Genomic DNA, 9086 nt, shown 5'->3' on the forward strand with positions numbered 1-9086 from the left:
CACAAGGAGCGCGGCTTCTGCTGCGGCGCCGGCGGCGCCCGGATGTGGATGGAGGAGCGGATCGGCAAGCGCATCAACGACGAGCGCGTCGACGAGGCCCTTGCGCTGAACCCGGACATCGTCTCGACGGCCTGCCCGTTCTGCCTGGTCATGCTCACGGACTCCGTGAACGGCAAGAAGAACGACGGCAAGGCCAAGGAGTCCGTCCAGGTCGTGGACGTCGCCCAGGTGCTGCTTGACTCCGTCAGGACGCCGGTCGACCCGGCCGGCGAGGCGGCCGACGAGAGCGAGCCGGAGCCCGCGCCGGTGAAGTAGGCGGCCCGGCGCCCCCGCGTCCGACGCCCCCGTGTCCGTACCGACACGGGGGCGTCGCCGTGTTTCCGGGAGCGCTACGCGCCCTTGGGCGCGGCCTGCTGCACGACCTCGAAGGACCACAGGGTGGAGCCGGTGGCCGCGGGCTTCGGCCGCTCCCCTCCCTCACCCCCGCCGGCGCCCTGGTGCGCGGACTTCATCGGCCCCTCCAGCCAGGCCTGGAACGACTCCTCGTCGCGCCAGCGCGTGTAGACGAGATAGGTGTCGGTGCCCTCGACAGGGCGCAGGAGCTCGAACCACTCGAACCCGTCGGAGTTCTCGACCGCGTGCGCCCGGGAGGCGAACCGCTTCTCCAGCGTCTCGCGCTGCTCGGCGGGCACGGTCAGTACGTTGATCTTGACTACGCTCATGGTCCCATCCTGCCCGGTGGCCCCCGGGCCGCCACTCAGCCCCTCCGTGGTCGCCTCCGCGGTCCGGAAATCTCCCGCCCGACACCTCGGAGCACCCCGTGAACGCCCCTGAGACGAGCCCGGAACGCCCCTTAGGGGATGTCACAGCTCGGACCCAAAGCCCGGCCGGAACACCCGGCCCCGCACGCGACTTGCCGGGCTCGGGTACGTTCGAGACGTGGCTGGATTCAGGAGCGGACGCGGCGGCAGGAACGACCGTGCCCCGCAAGCGCGGACCCAACGACCTCCGTACGGGCGGCAGGCGCCCCAGGCCCCCTCGTACGGCCATCCCCCGGCGCAGCAGCGGCCGCCGTACGGAGGCGGCGGCTCCCAGTGGCCCCAGGCCGGCGGCGGCTACGGCGGCGGCCAGGGCGAGCCGGAGTACTTCGGCGGCGGCTACCCGCAGGGCGGCCCCGACCCGTACGCGGCCAACAACCCAGGCCACACCCAGGCGTTCGCCGTCGGCGAGGACCCCTACAGCCAGAGCGGGACCCTCCGCGCGGGCTCGGCGCCGGCCGGCCCGATCGGCCCGCGTCTGCACTGGGCGGACCTGCTGCGAGGCATAGTCCTGTCCCCCAAGCAGACCTTCCTCCAGATGCGCGACTACACGATGTGGGGCCCCGCCCTCATCGTGACGTTCCTCTACGGACTGCTCGCGGTCTTCGGCTTCGACGGCGCCCGCGAGGACGCCATCAACGCCACCCTCTCCAACGCGGTCCCGATCGTGCTGATCACCGCCGTGGCCATAGTGGTCAGCTCCTTCATCCTCGGTGTGGTCACCCACACCCTGGCCCGCCAGCTCGGCGGTGACGGAGCCTGGCAGCCCACGGTCGGACTGTCCATGCTGATCGCGTCGATCACGGACGCGCCGCGTCTGCTCGTCGCCATGTTCCTCGGCGGCGACGCGGGCTTCGTCCAGCTCGTCGGCTGGGCCACCTGGGTCGCGTGCGGCGCCCTGCTGACCCTCATGGTCAGCCGTTCCCACGACCTGCCCTGGCCCAAGGCTCTGGGCGCCTCGGCGATCCAGCTGATCGCACTGCTGTCGATCGTGAAGCTCGGCACGTTCTAGCGTTCCGGCCTTCCAGCAGCCCACAGCACACAAGGGGCCCGGCGACGATGCGCCGGGCCCCTTGCTCGTCTCCTGCCGTCAGAGCTTGCCGCCGATCTCACACGCCCTGCACGGCGGCTGCCCGCAAGTGCACTGCATGACCGCCTCTACGACCCCGCGGTCGTGGTACAGGCACTCGTCCTTGCAGGTGTGGCGCGGAATGAACCCCGCCGGGATCTCGCCGGGCCACGGCTCGTGGCCGTCCCGGCAGCGGGCGAACCGCTCGGGGTCGGTGGAGTGCAGGTCGTGCATGCTCGACCGTGCCTTGTCCTCCAGCTCCCGCACTCGCTCCACCAGGCTCTTCAGCTCGGCGGCGATGCCGGCGTACTGGTCGGTGCCGGTCCTCACGTGCGCGGCCCGCAGCGCCATCGCCGCGTTGCCCAGAAACCTGCCGGCGTCCTGAAGGTCGGTCACGTGATGCAACTGAATGCCGTTCACGCCTCGTACCCACACGGCGTCCATGTTGCTCACCGATCCGCCCTCCTTGGTTTTCTGCGAGACAGTATGCGTGGCGCCGGTGCCTCCGCATAAGAAAAATCAATCTATTTACCGAAACTAAAGGTCTCGGTCGCCACCGTCCAGCAAAATTCGGAGTGAGTCGGCTCACTCCTCCCCTCACAGTGGATCTTCCACTGGTTCCCCGCGGCGCCCGGCTGATCGACGCGGCCGCTCGATCATGCACTGATGCGCACACCGCGGACTGCCGGAGCAAGAGAAGGGCGAGCGACCCCGCCCCGACTTGACACGCCCATTGACGAGACGTCTCCTTGAAGAGAGGAAACAGTTGCGGCGGTCGCTTTTTCAGCGCGCCGCACACTCGGGTTCGTGAGCGTCCAGTGGTTTCCGGAGCGATAATGGCCACTTACGAATATCTATGCAGCAATTGCGGCCCTTTCGATGTGAAATTGACGATCGGAACGGCACCCAAGACATATGTCTGCCCTTTCTGTGCGGACGCCGCGAGGCGCCTGTACTCCGCGCCCGGCCTGTCGACGACCTCGAGCGCGTCCGCCGCCCTCCGCGAACGGGAGGAGCAGGCCCGTGAGGCCCCGGCAGTGGTCTCCGAAGTGCCGCCGCGCACAAGGCCGGAGCCGCGACCGCACCCCGCGCTCTCGCGGTTGCCGCGTCCCTGACTGCCTCCACCCCACGCGGAGTCAGGAGGTGCGTCCCGGTGGGAAATGTGGGACTCCTCTTTGTCGGTGCGGTGCTCTTCATGAATGGGTTGCTGCTTCTCGGCAAGGTCGACGCCCGGGCAGGAGCAGTGTTCAACCTATTCGTAGGCACACTGCAGGTAGTGACGCCGACTTACCTTATCTTCACCTCCGGCGGCGACCCCAAGAAGATCCTGGCGGCATCCGGAATCTACCTGTTCGCCTTCACCTACCTGTATGTGGGTATCGGCCTGCTCGCCGACCTCGACACTACCGGGGTCGGCTACTACTCATTGTTTGTGGCAATTGCCGCCCTGGGATATTCGTACGTCAATTTCCGGCTCTTGAAGGACTACCCCTTCGGGGTCATCTGGCTCTACTGGGCCTTGCTGTGGTTCCTGTTCTTCCTGCTCCTCGGTCTCAAGATGGACCATCTCAGGATCTATACAGGCTGGATCACCGCGATCGAGGGCTGGGTCACCGGTGCCATTCCCGCGGGGCTGCTGCTCTCCGGCTACTGGAAGCACCCCACCGAGACGGCCATCGCCCTGGGGGTCTTCGGCGTGCTGATGTTCGTGGGGCTGTGGCCGCGCACCCGTCAATCGCCCCAGCCCGGCCAAGCCGCTCCGCCGGCCAACGGTGCGGGCGCTCCAACGTCACCGGATCAGAAATGAGGAGCTGTCATGCCCGAAATCCTCTTCAGCGTGGACCAGAGCAAGTCGATGCGTGAGCAGGACGTTCCCGGACACAACAGGTGGCACCCCGACGTCCCCAGCGTCACCATGGTGAAGCCGGGAGCGGAGTTCCGCATCGAGTGCCGCGACTGGACCGACTGCCAGATCGGCAACAACGACTCCGCCAACGATGTGCGCGACATCGACCTGACCGTCCCTCACATGCTCAGCGGGCCGATAGGCGTGGAGGGCGCCGAACCCGGCGACCTGCTCGTCGTCGACATCCTCGACCTCGGTCCCGTGCCGCAGCAGAGCGGGGACGCGGCCGGCCAGGGCTGGGGCTACACCGGCATCTTCGCCAAGAACAACGGCGGAGGCTTCCTGACCGACTACTTCCCGGACTCCTACAAGGCCGTCTGGAACTTCCACGGCCAGCAGGCGGTCTCCCGCCACCTGCCCGGCATCCGCTACACCGGAATCACCCACCCCGGGCTGTTCGGAACGGCCCCGTCCGCCGAGATGCTCGGCCGCTGGAACGCCCGCGAGAAGGCGCTGATCGACACGGACCCGAACCGGGTCCCGCCCCTCGCCGTACCTCCGGACACCAGCAACGCGCTCGCCGGCACGGCCACCGGAGACCTCGCCAACCGCATCGCCGCGGAAGGCGCACGCACGGTGCCGGCCCGTGAGAACGGCGGCAATCAGGACATCAAGAACATGACCCGCGGTTCGCGGGCCTTCTTCCCCGTGTACGTCAAGGACGCCAAGCTCTCCGCGGGTGACCTGCACTTCAGCCAGGGCGACGGAGAGATCAGCTTCTGCGGCGCCATCGAGATGGGCGGCTTCATCGACTTCCACATCGACCTGATCAAGGGCGGCATGGAGAAGTACGGCATCACCACCAACCCGGTGTTCATGCCCGGTAACGTCGAGCCGCGCTACACGGAGTTCATCAGCTTCATCGGTGTCTCCGTCGATCACGACACGGACACCAACTTCTACATGGACGCGACGCTGGCCTACCGGCGGGCCTGCCTCAACGCGGTCGAGTACTTCAAGAGGTTCGGCTACAGCGGCGAGCAGGCCTACCTGCTGCTCGGCTCCGCGCCCATAGAGGGTCGCATCAGCGGCATCGTCGACATCCCGAACGCCTGCTGCTCGCTGTACGTGCCCACCGCCATGTTCGACTTCGATGTCCGGCCGTCCACCGCCGGCCCGGTGAAGGCCGACCGCGGCCAGGCGGCGCTGACCTCTGCCTGACCGGACCACGCACAGGTACGGCCCCGCAGCACGTGCTGCGGGGCCGTACGGCGTTCGACTCGGCGCTGCGGGGCCTCTCTCGGGCCTCTCGCTACAGGGCGTCCTTCGAGGGCGTGATCGGCGTACCGGCCTTGCGGCACGGGGGGAGCACGGACCACGGGAAGTTGATCCAGTCGTCGGTGCGCTTCCAGACGTACTCGCACTTCACGAGCGACTGGGACTTCTCGTAGATGACGGCGCTGCGCACCTCGGCGACGGTGTCCAGGCAGAAGTCGCGGACCAGCTTGAGCGTCTTGCCGGTGTCGGCGACGTCGTCCGTGATCAGGACCTTCTTGTCGGAGAAGTCGATGACGTTGGGCACGGGCGCGAGCATGACGGGCATCTCAAGCGTGGTGCCGACGCCCGTGTAGAACTCCACGTTGACCAGGTGGATGTTCTTGCAGTCGAGGGCGTAGGCGAGCCCGCCGGCGACGAAGACGCCGCCGCGCGCGATGCTGAGCACGATGTCCGGCTCATACCCGTCGTCGGCAATGGTCTGCGCGAGTTCGCGCACGGCGACGCCGAAGTCCTCGTAGGTGAGGTTCTCTCGTATCTCGGTCATGTCGTGGGTGCCCCTCACACCTGCGTGCGGTGGAAGTTGACGTAGGAGCGGGAGGCGGTGGGACCGCGCTGCCCCTGGTACCGGGAGCCGTAGCGTTCGCTGCCGTACGGGGCCTCGGCGGGCGAGCTGAGCCGGAACAGGCACAGCTGCCCGATCTTCATCCCGGGCCAGAGCTTGATCGGCAGCGTCGCGAGGTTCGACAGCTCCAGGGTCACGTGCCCGGAGAATCCGGGGTCGATGAACCCGGCGGTGGAGTGGGTGACCAGCCCGAGCCGCCCGAGCGAGCTCTTGCCCTCGAGCCGGGAGGCGAGGTCGTCGGGAAGCGTGATGACCTCGTACGTCGAAGCGAGGACGAACTCACCCGGGTGCAGGATGAACGGCTCGTCGCCCTCCGGCTCGACCAGCCGGGTGAGGTCGGGCTGCTCGACGGAGGGGTCGATGTGGGGGTAGCGGTGATTCTCGAACACCCGGAAGTAGCGGTCCAGCCGCACATCGATGCTCGACGGCTGCACCATGGATTCGTCGAAGGGATCGATCCGCACCCGTCCGGCGTCGATCTCGGCCCGGATGTCCTTGTCTGAGAGAAGCACGTAGCGAGGATACGCAAGGCGCGCGGAGCCCCCACAATCAGGACGACCCCACGCGCCGGTGCCGCGATGCTGCCGCTACCTCTTCTGAAGTGCCACGGGCACCGCACTGCGGAGCCTGGCACACCGTGGACACCTCATGAGCCGGCCGGGACCGAGCCGCTCGGCCTGCTGCATCGGGAACGAAGCGGTGCTGAACACGTGCCCCTCGGCACAACGGACGACGGTGCGCTCCATCAAGTCCCTAAAGTCCCTTCCCCAGAACCGCGCCTGGCCTCTCGCCGCCTGACGACGAAAGCCACATTACGGGATCAAAGAGACGTGCCACCAGACGGCACTCCGGCCTCACAGGACCCCTCTCGCGCACCCCCACCGTACGCCCCAACTCCATTCCCCCGCAGCGCCACTCCCCTCTTCGAACGCACGCCGACCCCACGGCTCAAACACCGGGGGCCAGGGATGGGGTACAGTGAGCGCCGGACCCGAACTTCGGTCGGCGTCTTACGCGGGTGTAGTTTAATGGTAGAACATCAGCTTCCCAAGCTGAGAGCGCGAGTTCGATTCTCGTCACCCGCTCCACAGTGAAGGCCCAGGTCAGAGACCCGGGCCTTTTTGCTGTCCTCGGTGATCACTCACCGCGTGCCAGATTCGTGCCAGAAGGCTGGTCTGCCTTCTTCTTGGCCGCCTCAGCCCGAGCCTTGCGGACGGTGGCGTCGAGGCCGGCGGCGACCTCCTCCTGTCGCTCCTCGTCGGAGTGCTGATAGATCAGCGCGGCCTTCTCGGAGGACTGCCCGGCGCGGACCATGGTGTCCTTCAGGGTGGCACCAGACCGTGTGGACAGCGTGTGCCCCGTGTGGCGGAGGTCGTAGAACCGGAAGCCCTCGGGCATACCGACGATCTCCCGCGCCGGTCGCCACTTCCGCCCGAAGGTGCTGCGCCGAAACGGAGCTCCCTTCTCGCCGACGAAGATCAGCCCGTCCGGCCCCGGCTCGGCGTAGCTCTCCAGGTGCCAACGGAGCTCCCGACGGAGGAACGCGGGAAGAATCACAGTCCGGGTTCCGGCCTCGCTCTTGGTGTCGCCCTGGACGCGCCGCCCGTTCATGCGCTCCGGCTCGGCGAGACGGACCTGGATGCGCAGGTTGTCGACGTCGACGTCCCGGCGACGGAGGCCGGCCAGCTCTTCCGGTCGCATCGGCCCGTAGGCGCCGAGGTACACCATCAGCCGCCACCGCATCCCCACGGCGTTGGCGAGTGCGTCGACCTGGGTGACGGTGGCGATGCGCCGCTCGGCGGCCTTCTCCTTACCGGCGCCCTTGATCCGGCATGGGTTGCGCTGGATCAGCTCGTCATCGACGGCGGTTTCCATGATGGCTTTCAGCAGCCGGTACGCCTTGGCTGTGATCGTCTTGGCACCTGTGATCCGCAGCCGTTCGGCTCGCCACTCACGGACGCGGGGTGCGGTGATCCCGTCCAGGTCCAAGTCCGCGAAGGCGGTCAGGTGCTTGTCGAGGAGGTAGCGGTAGAGGTCCCGGGTCAGCGGAGCCAACTCGCGCTCCTCCACCCACTTGTCGGCGTAGGCCCGGAAGCTCACCGCACCGGCCTCGGGATCTCTCCACTCGCCCCGGCGGATCTCGGTCTGCTTTTCAGCGAGCCAGTCATCCGCGTCGGCCGTCGTCTCGAAGGTGAGGGGAGCTGGACGCATCACGCCGTCGGGGCCCGGATAGCGCGCCTGGTACCGGCCGGAAGGCAGCCGCCTGATCGCTCCGAAGCGGCGCCGCCTGCCCTTGCTGTTGGCCATCAGGCAGCCCTCCCGTAGCGAGCACGGGGCCGCCTGCGCGGCTCCACCGTGTGGGACGTGATGAACTCTTCGACCGCGCTCGCCGGGATACGGACGTGACGGCCGACCTTGACGTACCGGATGCGCCGCTCCTCGATGAGCCGCCGGGGGAAACGGGCGGTCGTTCCGAGCAGCTCGGCGACCTGGTCCACGGAGAGGTAGCGGTCGTTCATACGGTCGGCTCTCCTTCCGTTCCGGGGGCGGGTTCGAGGGATGCGGCAAGCCAGGCCTCGGCGTGGGACAGGCCGGTGCCGGCGAAGACCCAGTGGTCGCGGGCGCGGGTCTGGACGGCGAACTCCTGCCGGAAGACGTGAGCGACGTGCTGGGCCCCGTCGTCTACACCTTCGCCCCGAGCGACGCGGAGACGATCAGCTCGGTCCTGGAGTGGCACCCGTCCGAAGCGACCGCGCTCCTCGCCGCGACGGCCCGAGGCGTGCGAGGCACATGCGAGATCCGAGACGCGGGGCTCCCCGTGCCACTCACGGACGACAGCCCGAGGGTGCACGAGGTCGACCTGGACGACGCCGTCAGCCGCAACCAGCTGGCCCGAGCCATCATGGCGACCGCGCACCTGGACGAGGCCGAGGCCCACAGCCGCGAGATCTGCGGCTACTCGGAGATCGACTACGAGCGCAACAAGGCCCTGTGGCTCAAGGAGCAGCAGCCCACGAAGCTGTACCCGGCCGCGATCCGGGTCCGGCTCGACCAGTTCGAGGCCGAAGCCCGAACCCGCGGAATCACCCACACGACCTTCCGCCGCATCACCGAGGCCCTGAACCTCAGCGGCTCGCAGCGCAACGACCTGCGGCAGCTCCTCATCAGCAGCAGGCCGGAGCAGTACGACGCGCCCCTCTGGCACATCCAGATGCAACCTGAGTAACAACTTTCTTCACGGGTTCAAGCACCCGTCGTCGCTTCGCTCCTCCGGGCGGGCGCGGGCGACCGGCGCCGCCCGCGCTCATGTCTCCGCCCCGCTCGGCACCGCCGGCCACCCGCTCCCGCCCAAGAGGCAGGCACACAGTGCATGAGGTCAGAACACGTCGTGGCTGGGGCGGTCGGCTCCGCGACTTTAGCCAGCCACTTTGGCGCGAGCCTCGCAGATCATGG

Annotated in this window: 11 protein-coding genes, 1 tRNA gene and 1 pseudogene; 7 read left to right on the forward strand and 6 right to left on the reverse strand. The window is 68.0% G+C overall.

The genetic code is table 11. From position 1 onward, the window contains the following. A partial coding sequence (locus ABZ818_RS41420; protein ID WP_361427129.1) for a heterodisulfide reductase-related iron-sulfur binding cluster occupies positions 1-315 on the forward strand: 315 nt, incomplete at its 5' end. Positions 316-389: 74 nt separating this feature from the next. Here ABZ818_RS41420 and ABZ818_RS41425 read toward each other — a convergent pair. After that, complete coding sequence (locus tag ABZ818_RS41425) at positions 390-722, reverse strand: antibiotic biosynthesis monooxygenase (RefSeq protein WP_361427132.1); 333 nt, start codon at positions 720-722, stop codon at positions 390-392. 217 nt (positions 723-939) lie between these two features. Between ABZ818_RS41425 and ABZ818_RS41430 the strand changes: the two genes are divergently transcribed. Continuing rightward, positions 940-1830 (forward strand): YIP1 family protein, encoded by an 891-nt coding sequence (locus ABZ818_RS41430; RefSeq protein ID WP_361427135.1) that lies wholly within the window; start codon positions 940-942, stop codon positions 1828-1830. Positions 1831-1908: 78 nt separating this feature from the next. Here ABZ818_RS41430 and ABZ818_RS41435 read toward each other — a convergent pair whose 3' ends face one another. After that, positions 1909-2331: a hypothetical protein gene (locus ABZ818_RS41435; RefSeq protein WP_361427156.1), complete on the reverse strand. Its 423-nt coding sequence runs from the start codon at positions 2329-2331 to the stop codon at positions 1909-1911. Positions 2332-2723: 392 nt separating this feature from the next. Here ABZ818_RS41435 and ABZ818_RS41440 point away from each other — a divergent pair, with 392 nt between their 5' ends. Genes ABZ818_RS41440 through fmdA form a run of 3 tightly spaced genes read left to right on the forward strand, consistent with a single transcriptional unit; the run spans position 2724 to position 4954 of the window. Beyond that, positions 2724-3002 carry an FmdB family zinc ribbon protein gene (locus tag ABZ818_RS41440; protein ID WP_361427138.1) on the forward strand — a complete coding sequence of 93 codons (279 nt, stop codon included), beginning with the start codon at positions 2724-2726 and terminating at the stop codon, positions 3000-3002. A 38-nt stretch (positions 3003-3040) separates the two neighbouring features. Continuing rightward, positions 3041-3694, forward strand: coding sequence for an AmiS/UreI family transporter (locus tag ABZ818_RS41445; protein WP_361427141.1), 654 nt, complete (start codon positions 3041-3043; stop codon positions 3692-3694). Between the two features lie 9 nt (positions 3695-3703). Beyond that, positions 3704-4954 (forward strand): formamidase, encoded by a 1251-nt coding sequence (gene fmdA / locus ABZ818_RS41450; protein ID WP_361427144.1) that lies wholly within the window; start codon positions 3704-3706, stop codon positions 4952-4954. A 91-nt stretch (positions 4955-5045) separates the two neighbouring features. Here the strand turns inward: fmdA and ABZ818_RS41455 are convergent, their stop codons facing one another. Next, positions 5046-5555, reverse strand: a complete 510-nt coding sequence (locus tag ABZ818_RS41455; protein WP_361427147.1) for a phosphoribosyltransferase — start codon at positions 5553-5555, stop codon at positions 5046-5048. 14 nt (positions 5556-5569) lie between these two features. Continuing rightward, on the reverse strand, positions 5570-6145 hold the full coding sequence (gene dcd / locus ABZ818_RS41460; protein WP_361427150.1) for a dCTP deaminase: 576 nt from the start codon (positions 6143-6145) through the stop codon (positions 5570-5572). A gap of 502 nt (positions 6146-6647) precedes the next feature. Between dcd and ABZ818_RS41465 the strand changes: the two genes are divergently transcribed. Next, positions 6648-6721 (forward strand) — tRNA-Gly (locus ABZ818_RS41465). Positions 6722-6770: 49 nt separating this feature from the next. Here ABZ818_RS41465 and ABZ818_RS41470 read toward each other — a convergent pair. Continuing rightward, positions 6771-7940: a tyrosine-type recombinase/integrase gene (locus tag ABZ818_RS41470; RefSeq protein ID WP_361427153.1), complete on the reverse strand. Its 1170-nt coding sequence runs from the start codon at positions 7938-7940 to the stop codon at positions 6771-6773. Further along, positions 7940-8152 carry an excisionase family DNA-binding protein gene (locus ABZ818_RS41475; RefSeq protein WP_058916388.1) on the reverse strand — a complete coding sequence of 71 codons (213 nt, stop codon included), beginning with the start codon at positions 8150-8152 and terminating at the stop codon, positions 7940-7942. The genes ABZ818_RS41470 and ABZ818_RS41475 overlap by 1 nt, the downstream gene beginning before the upstream one ends. A gap of 92 nt (positions 8153-8244) precedes the next feature. Here ABZ818_RS41475 and ABZ818_RS41480 point away from each other — a divergent pair. Next, positions 8245-8859, forward strand: a pseudogene (locus ABZ818_RS41480) (DUF1152 domain-containing protein); the annotation flags it as partial. Positions 8860-9086: the final 227 nt, after the last annotated feature.

Source organism: Streptomyces sp. NPDC047453 (assembly GCF_040643155.1).
GTDB lineage: Bacteria > Actinomycetota > Actinomycetes > Streptomycetales > Streptomycetaceae > Streptomyces.